The sequence below is a fragment of the Acidovorax sp. genome, assembly GCF_046339755.1.
Classification (GTDB): Bacteria; Pseudomonadota; Gammaproteobacteria; order Burkholderiales; family Burkholderiaceae_C; genus Acidovorax.
On record NZ_JBKDTZ010000322.1, the window covers coordinates 45,566 to 61,724 of the forward strand.

Consider the following 16,159-nt stretch of genomic DNA (forward strand, 5'->3'; position numbering starts at 1 on the left):
AGTTAACGGCTTCAGAAGATGTACGTCAGCCCCAGGCTGAAGTTGCGCGGCAGTGCGGGCGAGACCACGTTGGCGTTGATCGCGCCGTCGTAATACGCCTTGTTGAACAGGTTCTTCACCCCGGCCGTCAGGCGGTAGTTCGGCCCCGCGTAGCTGATGGAGGCATCGGCCACCACGTACGAGGGCAGGGTGAACGGGTAGGAGCCGATCTGCTCGCTCACATAGCGCCCGCCCAGGCCCAGGGTCACGCGCTGGTACTGCGGCAGTTTGTAGGTGGCCCAGGCCGTGAGCGTGTGCCGCGGCGTGAGGTTGAGCGGCAGGCCCACGATGGCGGCGTTGTTGTCGCGCGTGACCTTGGTCTGCGTGTAGGTGTAGGCGCTGGTCAGCTTGACGCCGTTCTTGAGGTCGGCGCCCAGTTCCACCTCCAGCCCGCGCGCACGCTGCTGGCCGGTCTGCACGCTGAAGCCGGTGTTCACCGGGTCGGCGGTGGTCACGTTTTCGCGCACCAGGTCGAAGATCGCCAGCGCACCCGTGAGCTGGCCGCCCGGGGCCTCGTACTTCAGGCCCGCCTCCCACTGCTTGCCGGTCTCGGGCACGAAGGGCGTGCCATTGAAGGCCAGCCCCGAGGTCGGCAGGAAGGACTCGCCGTAGCTGCCATACGCGGCCCAGCCGGGCGTGAACTCGTACACCAGGCCGGCCGACAGCGTGGTAGCACTGTCCTTTTGCTGCGTCTGCACGCGCGTGACGCGGTTGTCGATGTCGTTGGTGGACCAGTCGCGGCGCAGGCCCACCAGGGCCGTCCAGCCCTGGCCGAACTTGATCTGGTCTTGCGCATACAGGCCCGCCACGGTGAGCTTGCCGGGCGCGTCGCTGGTCAGCGCAGCAGGGCAGTTGGCCTGCACGCCGTAGGCCGGGGCGAACAGGTCCAGCGCGGCAATGGAGCAACTGCGGCTGGCCAGCAGGCTGTGGCCGCTGCGCAGATCCATGCCTGTGACGAGCTGGTGCTTGGCGCCTAGCGTCTCGAAGCGCGTGAGCAGCGAGGTGTCGGTCGCCAGCAGGTCGTAGTCCATGTACTGGCGCGAGGCGCTGCGGTTCTGCAGCCGCTGGTTGGCCTGCAGCGCCTGGTTGGAGACAAAATTGCCCGTGCCCTTCTCGGTCTCGTAGCGCACGTTCTGGCGGAAGCTCATGGCCGGCGAGACCTGGTGCTCCAGCGCATAGCCGATGGTGGTGCTCTCCACGTCGTACACGCCAAACGCCGGCTCGCCGGTGAACAGCGTGCGGGACAGTGTGCCGTTGCGGTTGGGCAGCAGCGTGCCATAGGGCGTGATGCCCTGCTGGCGCATCCACTCGCTGCGGCTATAGGTGGCAAACAGCACCAGGTCGGTCTGCGTGCCCAGGTCGATGGACAGCGAGGGCGCGAACCAGCGGTCCTTGCGGTAGACGAACTGCGTCGGGTCGTCGGCATTGCTCACCTGCGCGTTGATGCGCAGCGCCGTCTTGCCCGATTCGGACAACGGCCGGTTCACATCGGCCTGCAGCGTGCGCTGGCCGAAGCTGCCGACCTCCACACCCACTTCGTTGAGCGCTTCCTTCTTCGGGCGCTTGCTCACCGCGTTGACGATGCCCCCCGGCTGCACCTGACCGTACAGCACCGAGGCCGAGCCCTTGAGCACCTCGAAGCGCTCATAGCCATAGGGCTGCAGCTTGGCCCACATGCCTGGGCTCTGCACCAGGCCATCGACCAGGATGGATTCGGTCGAGCGAAAGCCGCGGATGTTCAGGTCATCGAAACCCCGGCGGCCAAAGTTCACGGGGCTCACCCCCGCCACCGTCTGCAGCGCCTGCTGCACATTGGTGATCTGGCGCGACTCCATCTGCTCGCGCGTCACCACGCTGACGGACTGGGGGGTTTCGAGCCGGCGCATCGGCGCTTTGCCGGCCGTCTGCGCCTCCACCGGCGCAAAGCCCATGTCCTTTTCGGTACTGGCGTTGATGCGCACCTCCTGCAGTTGCGGGGCTGTGGTGGCTGAAGCATCAGTGGCTTGGGCAAAGGCGGACTGCGCCAGGCACAGGGCCAGCGGCGTCATGGCGAACAGGCCGGTGGTGCGGGCGGTCGAACGAGAAGAAGCAACAGCAGGCGCGCGCGAACGCGCCGCGGCGCGGGAGGGCGAAGAGGGCATGAGAGGGTCCGGAACAACAACAGGAGCGGAGGGCGGGCGCTGGCGGGCATCCTGGTGGCGGGACACTTGGCTTGCTAGATCGTGGGAATTGTAATGCGAATGACTCGCGTTTGCGAAGAATTGTAAAGAACGTCTGCGCCCAGTCCAGACCAACTCCCGCCGGCCGACCGGGCTTCTTGTCGCAATTGGCCGCTCCCTGTCCGCGGCCTGCGAATCTCAGGCAGCCAGACGCAGCCCTTCAGAATCGGCCGCGCTGTGGGAGGCGGCCACCATGGTGTGGGGCGGCGGCGCGAACGCATCCTCTGCGGCAGCCGCCGCCTGCGTCGCCCGCACGGCGAACACGCTGGCCGGGGCCGGTTTCGGCACCGCCGCAGGCCGGCTGATCAATGAGAGGTTCAAGCCCGGGCTGGCGAGGTTGAAGTCCGACACCACGGACGCCACCATATTGCGCACGGCGGTGCCGTCCCGCGGCGAGTCCACCCGGATGTCCAGGCCGTCTTGCGTGTACCGGGTGGCTACCGCCGATACAGAGTGGGGCATGCTGCCCAGCAGCTGCTCCACGCCCATCGCAAGCGTGGCGAAGGCGCGTACAGCGGCCTTCTCGGTCAAGGGGGATGCATCGCCTGCACCATCGCAGTGGCCGATGCAAATGCGTTCAACGCGGTAGCTGTGGTTCATGGTCTTCTCGGTGAAGCCATGAAGATGCCCGAGAGGCGGGCGCGCGCTTGTAGGAGGGTGGCGGGTTTTCGCAGACCGTGATCGCTTGTCCGCCCTGTGCCGCTGGGTCCACCAGCCCGTCGGCGATCAGTCCTTCCGCGTCCGCTCCTTTTCTGGAACTTCTTGCGCACCACCTGACACCGCGTAGCCGGGATACGCACCATCGCTCCCAGCCTCTGCAGCCTCCTGCCGCTCCCGCGCCATCTGCTCGGCCAACTGGTTGCGTCCCTCGCGCGCCACGGCGATCATCTTGGCGCGGTCGCGGTGGTGCGGGTACATGCGGTCCGACAGGGCGATGTTGTGCTCGCGAAAGCGGCGCGTCATCTCCTGGGCCTGGTCGGGGGGAAGGCCCATGAGTTCCAGCACGGTGCGGGCGCTGTGCATGCTCGACTCGAACAGCTCGCGCTGCACCAGGGTCACGCCCTCGTCGCGCAGCTTGTTCCAGTGGGTGAGGTCGCGCGCGCGGGCCACCACGGTGAGGTGGGGAAAATGCTTGCGCGCCAGCGCGGCGATCTTGACGGACTGCTCGGGGTCGTCCACCGCGATGACGAGGATGCGCGCCTGCCCGGCGCCGGCGATGCGCAGCAGGTCGAGCCGGGTGGCGTCACCGTAGTGCACGCGGTAGCCGAAGGTGCGGGCCACTTCGAGCATCTCCACGCTGTGGTCGAGCACGGTGGTGCGTATGCCCTGCATCAGCATCACGCGCGCCACGATCTGGCCGTAGCGGCCGAAGCCGGCAATCACGATGGGAGCGTCCTGCGGTTCCGAGATCTCTTCGGCGGCGGGGGCCTTGAGGTTCGCATAACGGCGCAGCAGCACGCGGTCCAGCACCACCAGCAGCAAGGGGCTCAGCAGCATCGACAGCGCCACGGCGCCGATGAGCAGCGAGGCGGTTTCGGCCGGGAAGACCTGGGCGCCGGCGGCGGCCTGGAAGACGACGAAGGCGAACTCGCCGCCCTGGGCGAGCAGCAGGGTGAACACCGGGCGCTCCTGGTAGGGGATGCCGACCGCGCGCGCCAGCGCATAGATCACCACCGCCTTGCAGGCCAGAAAGCCCAGCAGGATGCCGGCCATGAGCCAGGGCGAGCGCATGAGCACACCGAAGTCGATGCTCATGCCCACGGCAATGAAGAACAGGCCCAGCAGCAGGCCCTTGAAGGGCTCGATGTCGGCCTCCAGTTCGCGCCGGTACTCGCTGTCGGCCAGCAGCACGCCGGCAAGGAAGGCCCCGAGCGCCATCGACAGCCCGACCATCACCATCAGCATGGCGATGCCCACCACCAGCAGCAGCGCGGCGGCGGTGAAGACCTCGGGCGTGCGGCTCTTGGCGATCCAGCGCAGCAGCGGGCGCAGCAGCAGGCGGCCGCCGAGAATGATGGCGGCGATCACCCCGACGATCTTGGCCACCTCCCACACCACCTCGCCCGGCGAGTGGCTGGCGGCGCCTGCGTCCGCGGCGGCGCCCAGCAGCGGCAGCAGCGCCAGGATGGGGATGGCCGCCACGTCCTGGAACAGCAGTATGGAAAAGCCCGCCTGCCCGCTGGCGGTGCGCATCAGGTTGCGCTCGGCCAGGCTTTGCAGGGCAATGGCGGTGGACGACAGCGCCAGCCCCAGCGCCCCCACCAGGCCCACGCGCCAGGGCAGGCCCACCAGGCAGGCCAGGCCGAACAGCACGGCCGCGCAGCCCAGCACCTGGGCCGTGCCCATGCCGAAGATGGGGCGGCGCAGCGCCCACAGCCGGCTGGGCTGCAGCTCCAGCCCGACCAGAAACAGCATGAGCACCACGCCGAACTCGGCGAAGTGCAGTATGTCCTGCACATTGTTCACCAGGGCCAGGCCCCAGGGCCCGATGGCGATGCCCGCCGCCAGGTAGCCGATGATGGCGCCCAGGCCCAGCGCCTGTGCAATGGGCACGGCCAGCACGGCGGCCGTGAGGTACAGGAAACCGTAGGTGAGCCAGGTGGGTGCGTGTTCCATGGTCGGGTCGGGTGGGGCGGCTTGTTGTGGTTGGCGATGTGCTGCATGCCCCGGCATTCATTCTGGCATTCTGGCCAATGCTCTGCTTTTTGTAGCGCAATTGGCCCGCAAACGGTCCAGGGTGCCCGCCATTGATAAGATGCGTGCCCTTGCTTTTGTGGTGGTGGTTCCATGGATTTCCAGACCTGGTTGGCTTTTTTCGCGGCCTCGTGCCTGATTGCGGTGTCCCCCGGTTCGGGCGCCGTGCTGTCCATGAGCCACGGCCTCTCGTTCGGCGTTCGCAAGGCGGGCGCCACCATCCTGGGCTTGCAGATGGGGCTCTTGCTCATCCTGCTGATCGCAGGGGCGGGCGTGGGCTCGCTGCTGCTGGCGTCCGAAGTGGCGTTCAACGTGGTCAAGGTGTTGGGCGCCTGCTACCTGATCTGGGTAGGCTTTTGCCAGTGGCGTGCCGGCGATGCGTCGCCGCTGCAGGGCGACGAGCAGGAGCCGGCCGGTACGTGGCAAAAGCGCGTGCTCACGGGCTTCCTGACCAACGCGACCAACCCCAAGGGCATCATCTTCATGGTGGCCGTGCTGCCCCAGTTCATGACCGACACGCGCCCGCTGTGGACGCAACTGCTGGTGATGGCCGCCACCACGGTGGCTGTGGACGTGACCGTGATGCACGGCTACGCCGCCGGTGCCAGCGCCATGCGCCGGCTGATGCGCAGCGCGCGCGCCGTGCGCACGCAGAACCGGGTATTCGGAGGATTGTTGATGGCCGTCGGGGCCGGCCTCTTCTTCGTGAAACGCGGCGGACAGCACGCTTAAAGGTGTCCTCGGTTGCAAATTCGTTGAAGAAATCTCCCGACAATCGCCGCCATGCGTCGCAAGCAAATGCTCGCCATGCCACCCGGCATGGCTGTGCTTTGCGCCTAGCCTGGCAGCAATTTCGGCAGATTTCTTTCTTCAACGAATTTACAACCCAGGACACCGGCTTGCACTGTGCTATCAATTGGGTAGCATCGCACTAGAGCCATAGCACGGCAGGCACTTTGGAGTGCCTGTTTTCATTGACAGACCCAACGCAAGGAGTTCGTGATGCCCGTGATCGTCGTTGCCAACCCGAAGGGGGGCGTGGGCAAGTCCACGCTGTCGACCAATGTGGCGGGCTACTACGCGCGCCAGGGCCACCCTGTCCTTCTGGGCGACACCGACCGCCAGCAATCCGCGCGCCTGTGGCTGGGCCTGCGCCCGCCGGCCGCGCGGCCCATAGGGGTGTGGGACGTCAGCTCCGACGTGATCAGCAAGCCGCCCAAGGGCACGACGCACGCGGTGCTGGACACCTCGGCCGGGCTGCATGGCTGGCGCCTGACCGACGTGCTCAAACTCGCCGACAAGATCATCGTGCCCCTGCAGCCCAGCGTGTTCGACATCTTCGCCACGCGCGGCTTTCTGGACCAGCTGGCCGAGCACAAGCGTGCCGACGGGGTGCAGGTGGGCATCGTGGGCATGCGCGTCGATGCGCGCACGCGTGCGGCCGACCAGCTGCACCAGTTCGTGGACAACCTGGGCTTTCCGGTGCTGGGCTACCTGCGCGACACGCAGAACTACATCCACTTGGCGGCGCACGGGCTCACGCTGTTCGACGTGGCGCCGGGCCGCGTGGCACGCGACCTGGAGCAGTGGCAGGGTATTTGCGAATGGCTGGACGCATGAGGGTTAGTACCTGTCACTCGGCCGACATGGGACGGCGGGGCCCGGCGCTACATTGGGGCCATGAAAATCTTCCGCTCCTACTCCGAAGTCAGCGCCTGCGTGGGCCAGGAGGTCGCTGTGACCGACTGGATCACCATCACGCAGGAACAGGTCAACCTGTTCGCCCAGGCCACGGGCGACCACCAGTGGATCCATGTGGATCCCGAGCGTGCCAAGGCCGGACCCTTCGGCGCGCCGATTGCGCATGGCTTTCTCACGCTGTCGCTGATTCCGCGCTTCTTCGAGTCGGGGCTCAGCATCGAGGGTGCGCGCATGGGCGTGAACTATGGCCTGAACAAGGTGCGCTTCACCTCGCCGGTGCCCGTGGGCAGCCGCGTGCGCGCACGCCTGACCCTGCAGGCCGCCGAGCCGCTGGCACCCGATGGCATGCAGATGACCTGGCTGGTGACGGTGGAGCGCGAGGGCAGCGACAAGCCGGCGTGCGTGGCCGAATCGCTGGCCCGCAACTACGGGGCCGCGCCCTGAAGGCTGGGCGCCCAGCGCCCCCCCACTTTTCGCAGGAGGGCTGAAAAATGGACCGCCTGCAAGCCATGAAAGTCTTCGACCGCGTGGTCGACGAGGGCGGCTTTGCCGCCGCTGCCCGCGCGCTCGACATGTCGCCCCCCGTGGTCACGCGCATGGTGGCCGAGCTGGAACAGCACCTGGGCACGCGCCTGCTTCAGCGCACCACGCGCAAGGTGGCCCTCACCGATGCGGGCGAGGTCTATTTGCAGCGCGTGCGCAGCATCCTCAACGAGATCGACGATGCCGAGGCCGAGGCCGTGGCCAGCACGCGCGATTTGCGCGGCACCATCCGCATCGTGGCGCCGCCGGTGCTCACCACCAATTTTCTTGCGCCGCTCACCGCGCTGTGGCATGCGCGCTATCCCAAGCTGATGCTGGACATCAGCGTCGATGCGCTGGCCCTGCGCCGCATCGACGAGTTCGACGTGACCCTCATGGTGGCGGGCGAGGATTTCGACGCCAACATCGTGGCCCGCGCGCTGCTGCATGGCCAGGCCATCGTCGTGGCGTCGCCCGAGTACCTGGCGCGCAAGGGCATGCCCCTGCAGCCCGCCGACCTGGCGCAGCACGAGTACCTGCGCGATACGGGGGCGCCCGCGCGCTCCGAGATGGGTGGCGGGCGCAAGCTGCGCCTGCACCCGGCCGTGGGCGACGGCGACTGGCAGGAGGTGGATGCGCCCGCGGTGCTGCAGTCCGACAGCAATGGCGTGCTGCTGCGCGCAGCCATCGATGGCGCCGGCGTGGCCGTGACGGCGCGCCTGCTGGTCGAGGAGCAACTGGCCAGCGGCGAGCTGGTGCACGTGCTGCCCGATTGGATCGTCTCGCGCTATACGGTGTATGCGGCGCTGCCCTCGGGCCGCATGCTGCCGGCGCGCACCAAGGTGTTCCTGGACTTCATGTCCGAGCAGGGGCCTCAGGCCATCGCCGACCAGCGCTATCAGCCGGGCTGAACCATGGCCAGCTCGGCCGCCAGTGGCGCCGGTGCCGAGGCGCCCGCGGCGCCAAAGCTGTTCTGGCGCCAGGCCTCGAACACCGATACCGCCACCGCGTTGGACAGGTTCAAACTGCGCTGCCCCTCGACCATGGGCAGGCGCAGGCGCTGGGCGGGCGGAAAGGTCTCGCGCAGCTCGGGCGGCAGGCCACGCGTCTCGGCGCCGAACACCAGCCAGTCGCCCGGCAGAAAGCAGTTGTCGAACAGGTCCTGCGAGCCGTGCGTGGTCATGGCGAACATGCGCGCGGGGTCGGGCTGGGCATCGCGCAGGAAGGCCGTCCAGCCCGAATGGCGCAGCACCGAGGCGTACTCGTGGTAGTCGAGGCCGGCGCGGCGCATGAGCCGGTCTTCCATGGAAAAACCCAGCGGCTCGATGAGGTGCAGCGTGCAGCCGGTGTTGGCCGCCAGCCGGATCACGTTGCCGGTGTTGGGCGGGATTTCGGGCTCGACCAAGACGATATGGAACATGCAGGTATTTTCACGCGAAGCATGTTCCCTGGGCGCCGACCTTGTAACAAATTATGGGGTGTCCATCGGCGTGCCTGCGCCCGGCTCCGTGCGCGCAAGCACCAGGGCCACCACCGAGGCACAGCCTGCCTCGCGCAGTGCGGTGGCCGCGGCGTCCATGGTGGCGCCGGTGGTCATCACGTCGTCGATCAAGGCCAGGTGCCGCCCGCGCAGGCTGGCTGCCAGCGCGGGTTCGACCACGAAGGCGCTGCGCAGATTGCGCAGCCGCTGCGCGCGGGTCAGCCGGGCCTGTGCATCCGCGGTGTGCAGGCGTACGAGCGCACCGGCCTGCGCCGTGGCGGGTGACAGGGCGCGGGCCAGCAGCCAGGCCTGGTTGAAGCCGCGCTCGCACAGCCGTTCGTGCGACAGCGGAATCGGCAGTACCAGGTCGGCGTTGTCCAGTGCGCTCTGCACCCCGGGCGCGCCGCGCATCAGCGCGGCCAGCGTGCCGGCCCAGCCTGGATCGCCCCGGAACTTGAAATCGGCCACGGCGCCGGACCAGGGGTATCCGTAATCCACGGCAGCCAGGCAGCGGTCGGGCACCGGCGGAGAGCGCAGGCAGGCACCGCACACCGGCACGCCATCGGGCACCCGCAGGGCGCAGCGTGTGCAGCGCGCAACAGGCTGCGCAAAGCGCGCCGTGCAGGCAGTGCAGATGCGCGTAGCGGGCCAGGCGTGGCAGACAGCGCACTGGCTGGGCAGGGCGCGCGCCAGGGCATCGAGCCCGCGGCCCAGCCCCGATTGCCTGGATAGCCCCGTGAACGCCTTGAACCGCATGAGTCAATATACTCGTTGGACCCCCGGTTCCTACGACATGCCCACAGAGCGCCCCCCCACGATCGACCCCCTGGCCGCAGCCCGCTGGCACGCCGCCGCACCTGCCATGGCCCCCTGGCTCCACGAGGAGGTGGCGCGCCGCATGGAGGACCGCCTGCAGTGGATACGCCAGGCGCCCGCCGCCTGGTGTCACTGGGACCCCGTGCGCGGCGGTCTGCAGGGCCATGCGCTGGTGAGTGCCCGCTATCCCAAGGCGGCCTGCCAGGTGGCCGAGACGGCAGCGCATTGCGTGCCCGTGGCTGAACAGGCGCTGGCCCGGCCCTGGTGGAGCCCGGCGCGCTGGACCGGGCCGGTGCCGCAGTTCGGCCTGCCCGCCGATGCCAGCGTGCAGATGCTCTGGGCCAACATGGCACTGCACATGGCGGCCGACCCGCAGGACCTGATCGGCCAGTGGCACCGGGCGCTGGCGACAGATGGCTACCTCATGTTCTCGTGCCTGGGGCCCGACACCGCGCGCGAGCTGCACGGCGTCTACGCCGCCATGGGCTGGCCACCCGCCGGTCATGCCTTCACCGACATGCACGACTGGGGCGACATGCTGGTGCACGCCGGCTTTGCCGAACCGGTGATGGACATGGAGCGCATCACGCTGACCTTCGCCACGCCCGAGCGCCTGCTGCAGGAGCTGCGCGAGCTGGGCTGCAACCTGCACCCCGGCCGCTTCGGCGCACTGCGCGGGCGCGGCTGGCGCGAGCGCCTGCACGCCGCCCTGGTGCAGCACCTGGCCGACCCGGCGCAGGGCGGGCAGCTGGCGCTGACTTTCGAAATCATCTACGGCCATGCCTTCAAGCCCGCGCCGCGCCTGAAAATGAGCGCCAGCAGCGCGGTTTCGCTGCAGGACATGCGGGCCATGCTGGCCACCGGTACAGGTAGAAGTACCGGGTAGCTGCCTGTCAATGACATGGAACAAGGCACGCTACAATTCAGGGTTATTGGGATTTCGGGCATCTTCCCGCGCAACGTAGCGGGCTGCGCATGCCGCGCCAGTGGCTTTCCTGGTGTGGTCTGCAGCCGGCAGTCTTGTGGGCACCTCCGGTGACAGGCTTGGTATTTCGTTTTGCCACGGTCTCGGGCCAGCGCATCGATTGGCGCCTGGCCCGCAACTGCTCGGTCACCCCCGCGCAGATGGGCTGGATGTACCTGTCGCTGTGTGCTGTGTCGCTGGGCATCGCCACGTTCTTCTGGATGCTCGGAGCCCGTCTGGTCATGCCCTTCGCGTGGCTGGAGATGGTGGTAGTTGGATTGGCATTCGCCATGTACGGACGTCATGCGGCCGATGGCGAGAGGATTTCACTGCAGGGCTCGCGCCTGGTGGTGGAGTTGGAGACAGCAGGCAAGCTGATACGCGCCGAATTCGACCGGAGCTGGGTTCGCGTAGAACCCAAGACCGGCGACCGGTCGCTGATCACCCTGTCTGGCCAGGGCCGATCGGTGGAGGTGGGGCGCTATGTGCGCCCCGAGCTTCGACCGGCACTGGCATCGGAGATACGCATGGCCTTGCGCGCAGCCTGACCCCACGCAGGAGCGCCAGCAGGGATTGGTTAATTTGAGGCTTAGAAGTAAATGAGAACTATGAAGAGCATTTCCAACAAGCTGGCTTCTCTGCTCCTGATCGCCGGTACATGGGTAGGTGGCGTGGCCCATGCCGTTCAAGACCTGCCTGGCGGGCCTGCAGTCAATCAGCTCAATCTGCATCCTCCGGTCACGAGGATTGCCGAGGAGCAGCATTTCCTGCATTGGATGATGCTCATCATCTGCACGGTGATCTTCGTGGCCGTGTTCTCCGTGATGTTCTATTCCATCTGGAAGCATCGCCAGTCCAAAGGCGCCAAGGCCGCCAACTTCCATGAATCGGTGACCGTCGAAGTGATCTGGACCATCATCCCCTTCATCATCGTGATCCTCATGGCCCTGCCCGCCACCAAGGTGCTGGTGGCCCAGAAGGATACGACCAATGCCGACCTCACCATCAAGACCACGGGCTACCAGTGGAAGTGGGGCTATGACTACATCACCGGCGAGGGCGAGGGCCTGGCCTTCATCTCCACGCTGGACAGCAGCCACCGTGTGATGTCCGACAGCGGCGACGTCAAGGCGGCACCCGCCGACTACCTGCTCAAGGTGGACAACCCGATGGTGGTGCCGGTCAACAAGAAGATCCGCATCATCACCACCGCCAACGACGTGATCCACGCCTTCATGGTGCCGGCCTTCGGCATCAAGCAGGATGCGATCCCCGGCTTCGTGCGCGACACCTGGTTCCGTGCCGAGAAGATCGGCGACTTCTATGGCCAGTGCGCCGAGCTGTGCGGCAAGGAACACGCCTACATGCCCATCCATGTGAAGGTCGTCTCCGCCGAGGACTACACCGCCTGGGTGGCCGACCAGCGCAAGAAGGCCGCCGCCAAGCTGGACGACCCGACCAAGGTCTGGACCCTGGACGACATCATGAAGCGCGGCGAGAAGGTCTACGCCGCCAACTGCGCCGCCTGCCACCAGGCCAACGGCAAGGGCGCGGGCCCGATCAAGCCGCTGGACGGCTCGGCTGTGGTGCTCGATACCGACCATGCCAAGCAGATCCAGATCCTGCTCAAGGGTGCTGCCAACGGCGCCATGCCATCATGGGCGCAGCTGAGCGATACGGACCTTGCGGCCGTGGCCACCTACACCAAGAACACCTGGTCCAACAAGACCGGCCAGCTGGTGCAGCCTGCCGAAGTCGTCGCCCAGCGTGGCAAGTGATCACCGCCCAACGTACTGATTGAGGAAACCAAGATGAGCGCAGTTCTTGACAACCACGGGCACGGTGGCGACCACGCACACGACGACCACGGCCACCATGGCCCCACCGGCTGGCGCCGCTGGGTGTTCGCCACCAACCACAAGGACATCGGTACCCTGTACCTGCTGTTCGCCTTCGCCATGCTGATGGTGGGCGGCATCCTGGCCCTGCTGATCCGCGCCGAGCTGTTCCAGCCCGGCCTGCAGCTCGTGAACCCCGAGCTGTTCAACCAGCTCACCACCATGCACGGCCTGATCATGGTGTTCGGCGCCATCATGCCGGCCTTCGTGGGCTTCGCGAACTGGATGATCCCGCTGCAGATCGGCGCCTCCGACATGGCGTTCGCGCGCATGAACAACTTCAGCTTCTGGCTGATGATTCCTGCCGCGGCCATGCTGGTCAGTTCGTTCTTCATGCCCGGCGGCGCACCCGCCGCTGGCTGGACGCTGTACGCACCGCTGACGCTGCAGATGGGCCCCTCCATGGACGCCGGCATCTTCGCGATGCACATCCTGGGTGCTTCGTCCATCATGGGCTCGATCAACATCATCGTGACCATCCTGAACATGCGCGCCCCCGGCATGACGCTGATGAAGATGCCCATGTTCGCCTGGACCTGGCTCATCACCGCCTACCTGCTGATCGCCGTGATGCCCGTGCTGGCCGGCGCCATCACCATGACGCTGACGGACCGCCATTTCGGCACCAGCTTCTTCAACCCCGCCGGCGGCGGTGACCCGGTGATGTACCAGCACATCTTCTGGTTCTTCGGCCACCCCGAGGTGTACATCATGATCTTGCCGGCCTTCGGCATCGTGAGCCAGATCGTGCCCGCGTTCGCGCGCAAGAAGCTGTTCGGCTACGCCTCCATGGTGTATGCCACATCGTCCATCGCCATCCTGTCGTTCATCGTGTGGGCGCACCACATGTTCACCACCGGCATGCCCGTGACCGGCCAGCTGTTCTTCATGTACGCCACCATGCTGATCTCGGTGCCCACGGCCGTGAAGATCTTCAACTGGATCGCCACCATGTGGCGCGGCTCCATGACCTTCGAGACCCCGATGCTGTTCGCCGTGGGCTTCATCTTCGTGTTCACGATGGGCGGCTTCACCGGCCTGATCCTGGCCATGGCACCCATCGACATCCAGCTGCAGGACACCTACTACGTGGTGGCCCACTTCCACTACGTGCTGGTGGCCGGCTCGCTGTTCTCGATGTTCGCAGGCGTGTACTACTGGCTGCCCAAGTGGACCGGTCACATGTATTCCGAGACGCGCGGCCAGATCCACTTCTGGGGCTCGCTGATCACCTTCAACATCACCTTCTTCCCGATGCACTTCCTGGGCCTGGCCGGCATGCCCCGCCGCTACGCCGACTACCCCATGCAGTTCGCCGACTTCAACGCCATCGCCTCGGTGGGTGCCTTCGGCTTCGGCCTGATGCAGGTGTACTTCTTCCTGGCCATCGTGCTGCCTGCCATGATGGGCAAGGGCGCTGCGGCCCCCGCCAAGCCCTGGGACGGCGCCGAAGGCCTGGAATGGGAAGTGCCTTCGCCCGCACCGTTCCACACTTTCGAGACCCCGCCCAAGCTGGACGCTACCGCGACCCGCGTGATCGGCTGAAGACCATGCCCACGACCCCCGAACAGAAGAAGAGCAACCTGCGCCTGGGTTTGATCCTGGCGTCCATCGCTGCGGCCTTCTTCATCGGGTTCATGGTCAAGATGGTCCTCCTGTCCTCCCGCTGAAGCAGCAGCAACAGCCAAAGGCCCTGGACCCGACACCATGAACCTGCGCCGCGAAAACGCCAAGATGGTCGGCAAGCTGGTCGTGATCGCGGCCGGCATGTTCGCCTTCGGCTATGTGCTGATCCCGATCTACAAGCACATCTGCGAGATGACGGGGATCAACATCCTGTCGCTGTCCGAGCGCCAGGTGCCCGGCAATGGCGTGGCCGGCAAGGATGTGAAGATCCCCGCCAACACGCAGGTGGACAAGAGCCGCACCATCACCGTCGAGTTCGACGCCAATGCACGCGGCCCCTGGGACTTCAAGCCCGCGCAGCGCTCGGTGCAGGTGCACCCCGGCGAGCTGACCACGGTGATGTACGAGTTCCAGAACGTGCAGAATCGCCGCATGGCCGCACAGGCCATTCCGAGCTACGCACCGCGCCAGGCGGCAGCGCACTTCAACAAGCTGGAGTGCTTCTGCTTCAACCAGTACACGCTGGAGCCCGGCGAGAAGAAGGAATGGCCCGTGGCCTTCGTGATCGACCCGCGCCTGTCCAAGGACGTCACGACGATCACCCTGTCCTACACCTTCTTCGAGGTGGGCGGCAAGACACCGGCCGCGCCTGAGTCCACCGCGGCAGTCGCCCCGGTGCTCCAGCCAGCCTTGCAAGGAGCCGGATCATGAATGCCCCCTCGCCGGTGCAGCGCAAAGGCTCGCTGCTGCGCACCATCCGCGCCGTGGCCTGGTCCTTCGTCGGCATGCGCAAGGGCAGCGAATATGCGCAGGACGTCGAGAAGCTCAACCCGGTGCACATCATCGTGGTCGGGCTCATCGCGGTGTTCCTGCTGGTGATCGGGCTGATCGCCCTGGTGAACTTCATTGTGTGACGGCGGCGGCATAGGCAAGACAGCAGAGATACCGAGCGTCCCCACGGATACCGATAGACAGATAGATAACAAAAGATTTTGAGATTCAGGAGCTGAAATGAGTGCAACAACCCCCGGAACGACACCGTACTACTACGTGCCCGCCGAGTCGCGCCATCCGGCGATGGCGGCGGCCGGCCTGTTCTTTGTGATCCTGGGCGCAGGCCAGTGGATCAACGGCCACGACTGGGGCAAGTACTCCCTGGCGCTGGGCCTGGTCTGGTGGCTGTTCGTGCTCTACCAGTGGTTTGGCGACGCCATCCGCGAAAGCGAAGGCGGCCTGTACGGCCACAAGATCGACCTGTCGTACCGCTGGAGCATGAGCTGGTTCATCTTCTCCGAGGTGATGTTCTTCGGCGCCTTCTTCTCGGCCCTGTGGTGGGCACGCGCGCACTCGGTGCCGGCCCTGGGCAGCCTGGACAACGCGCTGCTGTGGCCCGACTTCAAGGCCGTGTGGCCCAGCATGGCGGCCGGCATGACGGCCTCGCCCGCCGGCATCGTCGAACCCTTCCAGACCGTGGGTCCCTTCTGGCTACCCACCATCAACACCGCGCTGCTGCTGACCTCGGGCGTGACGCTGACCATCGCCCACCACGCGCTGCGCGAGAACCACCGTGGCAAGACCATCGCCTACATGTGGGCCACCGTGCTGCTGGGCTTCGTCTTCCTGTGCGTGCAGGGCTACGAGTACTACCACCTGTACACCGACCTGAACCTCAAGCTCAGTTCGGGCGTGTTCGGCTCCACCTTCTTCATGCTCACCGGCTTCCACGGCTTCCACGTGTTCCTGGGCATGCTGATGCTGCTGTTCATCACCTTGCGCCTGCAAAAGGGCCACTTCACCCCCGAGAAGCATTTTGGCTTCGAAGGCGCCGCCTGGTACTGGCACTTCGTGGACGTGGTCTGGCTCGGCCTGTACGTGCTGGTCTACTGGATGTAACCCACGCCTCCAACGAAAAAAGCGCCGCGAGGCGCTTTTTTTGTGCCGCCCTGGAGCGGGGCGGGTTCAGCGCGAGGCCGGCAGTCCCGTGGGCTGGATATAGCCCAGCTGCCAGGCCACCAGAATGCACAGGAACAGTACGATGGACAGCCCCACCCGCACCGCCAGCGCCCGTGCCATGCGGCTGCCCCGGGCCTTGTCGTCGCCGGCATCCTTGCCGCCGCGCATCATGAAGAACAGGGCCGAGGCCAGGCTGGCCAGGATGGCGATGAAGGCCAGCACAACGAGGTATTTCATGGAGCACATT

General features: G+C 66.4%; 18 protein-coding genes. 12 read left to right on the plus strand and 6 right to left on the minus strand.

From position 1 onward, the window contains the following. Positions 1-11: 11 nt before the first annotated feature. The 3 genes from ACK59X_RS28090 to kefC form a co-directional block, all read right to left on the minus strand. A complete protein-coding gene (locus tag ACK59X_RS28090) occupies positions 12-2,180 on the minus strand; it encodes a TonB-dependent siderophore receptor (protein ID WP_409961806.1) in 2,169 nt (722 codons plus the stop codon). A 216-nt stretch (positions 2,181-2,396) separates the two neighbouring features. Beyond that, entirely contained in the window at positions 2,397-2,858 is a 462-nt protein-coding gene (locus ACK59X_RS28095; RefSeq protein WP_409961807.1) for a hypothetical protein, read from the minus strand. Positions 2,859-2,984: 126 nt separating this feature from the next. After that, on the minus strand, positions 2,985-4,874 hold the full coding sequence (kefC, locus tag ACK59X_RS28100; RefSeq protein WP_409961808.1) for a glutathione-regulated potassium-efflux system protein KefC: 1,890 nt from the start codon (positions 4,872-4,874) through the stop codon (positions 2,985-2,987). A gap of 171 nt (positions 4,875-5,045) precedes the next feature. Between kefC and ACK59X_RS28105 the strand changes: the two genes are divergently transcribed. The 4 genes from ACK59X_RS28105 to ACK59X_RS28120 all read left to right on the plus strand — a co-directional run bounded on the left by ACK59X_RS28105 (position 5,046) and on the right by ACK59X_RS28120 (position 8,086). After that, a complete protein-coding gene (locus ACK59X_RS28105) occupies positions 5,046-5,684 on the plus strand; it encodes a LysE family transporter (protein ID WP_409961809.1) in 639 nt (212 codons plus the stop codon). A 270-nt stretch (positions 5,685-5,954) separates the two neighbouring features. Continuing rightward, entirely contained in the window at positions 5,955-6,572 is a 618-nt protein-coding gene (locus tag ACK59X_RS28110; protein ID WP_145695665.1) for a ParA family protein, read from the plus strand. Positions 6,573-6,632: 60 nt separating this feature from the next. Then, positions 6,633-7,097, plus strand: coding sequence for a MaoC family dehydratase (locus ACK59X_RS28115; RefSeq protein ID WP_409961810.1), 465 nt, complete (start codon positions 6,633-6,635; stop codon positions 7,095-7,097). 47 nt (positions 7,098-7,144) lie between these two features. After that, positions 7,145-8,086: a LysR family transcriptional regulator gene (locus tag ACK59X_RS28120; protein ID WP_409961811.1), complete on the plus strand. Its 942-nt coding sequence runs from the start codon at positions 7,145-7,147 to the stop codon at positions 8,084-8,086. Here the strand turns inward: ACK59X_RS28120 and ACK59X_RS28125 are convergent. Together ACK59X_RS28125 and ACK59X_RS28130 are read right to left on the minus strand one after the other, a co-directional pair. Next, on the minus strand, positions 8,074-8,595 hold the full coding sequence (locus ACK59X_RS28125; RefSeq protein WP_409961812.1) for a tRNA (cytidine(34)-2'-O)-methyltransferase: 522 nt from the start codon (positions 8,593-8,595) through the stop codon (positions 8,074-8,076). The two genes, ACK59X_RS28120 and ACK59X_RS28125, sit on opposite strands and share 13 nt — an antisense overlap. Before the next feature lie 51 nt (positions 8,596-8,646). After that, positions 8,647-9,411, minus strand: coding sequence for a ComF family protein (locus ACK59X_RS28130; RefSeq protein WP_409961813.1), 765 nt, complete (start codon positions 9,409-9,411; stop codon positions 8,647-8,649). A gap of 37 nt (positions 9,412-9,448) precedes the next feature. Between ACK59X_RS28130 and ACK59X_RS28135 the strand changes: the two genes are divergently transcribed. From ACK59X_RS28135 to ACK59X_RS28170, 8 genes are all read left to right on the plus strand, one after another. After that, entirely contained in the window at positions 9,449-10,357 is a 909-nt protein-coding gene (locus ACK59X_RS28135) for a biotin synthase (protein ID WP_409961814.1), read from the plus strand. A gap of 149 nt (positions 10,358-10,506) precedes the next feature. Next, positions 10,507-10,983 (plus strand): DUF2244 domain-containing protein, encoded by a 477-nt coding sequence (locus ACK59X_RS28140; RefSeq protein WP_409961815.1) that lies wholly within the window; start codon positions 10,507-10,509, stop codon positions 10,981-10,983. Between the two features lie 60 nt (positions 10,984-11,043). Next, the gene (gene coxB / locus ACK59X_RS28145; RefSeq protein ID WP_409961816.1) at positions 11,044-12,213 is read left to right on the plus strand and encodes a cytochrome c oxidase subunit II; all 1,170 of its coding nucleotides are present in this window, start codon (positions 11,044-11,046) and stop codon (positions 12,211-12,213) included. Between the two features lie 33 nt (positions 12,214-12,246). Continuing rightward, positions 12,247-13,878, plus strand: a complete 1,632-nt coding sequence (ctaD, locus tag ACK59X_RS28150) for a cytochrome c oxidase subunit I (RefSeq protein ID WP_409961817.1) — start codon at positions 12,247-12,249, stop codon at positions 13,876-13,878. A gap of 5 nt (positions 13,879-13,883) precedes the next feature. Next, positions 13,884-14,003 (plus strand): cytochrome oxidase small assembly protein, encoded by a 120-nt coding sequence (locus ACK59X_RS28155; RefSeq protein ID WP_007859051.1) that lies wholly within the window; start codon positions 13,884-13,886, stop codon positions 14,001-14,003. 37 nt (positions 14,004-14,040) lie between these two features. Further along, a complete protein-coding gene (locus ACK59X_RS28160; protein WP_409961818.1) occupies positions 14,041-14,670 on the plus strand; it encodes a cytochrome c oxidase assembly protein in 630 nt (209 codons plus the stop codon). Beyond that, positions 14,667-14,873 carry a DUF2970 domain-containing protein gene (locus ACK59X_RS28165; RefSeq protein ID WP_409961819.1) on the plus strand — a complete coding sequence of 69 codons (207 nt, stop codon included), beginning with the start codon at positions 14,667-14,669 and terminating at the stop codon, positions 14,871-14,873. The genes ACK59X_RS28160 and ACK59X_RS28165 overlap by 4 nt, the downstream gene beginning before the upstream one ends. A 97-nt stretch (positions 14,874-14,970) precedes the next feature. Continuing rightward, positions 14,971-15,852 (plus strand): cytochrome c oxidase subunit 3, encoded by an 882-nt coding sequence (locus tag ACK59X_RS28170; RefSeq protein ID WP_409961820.1) that lies wholly within the window; start codon positions 14,971-14,973, stop codon positions 15,850-15,852. 66 nt (positions 15,853-15,918) lie between these two features. On the opposite strand, the gene ACK59X_RS28175 is transcribed toward ACK59X_RS28170, so the two are convergent. Further along, positions 15,919-16,149 carry a twin transmembrane helix small protein gene (locus ACK59X_RS28175; RefSeq protein WP_409961821.1) on the minus strand — a complete coding sequence of 77 codons (231 nt, stop codon included), beginning with the start codon at positions 16,147-16,149 and terminating at the stop codon, positions 15,919-15,921. Positions 16,150-16,159 lie beyond the last annotated feature (10 nt).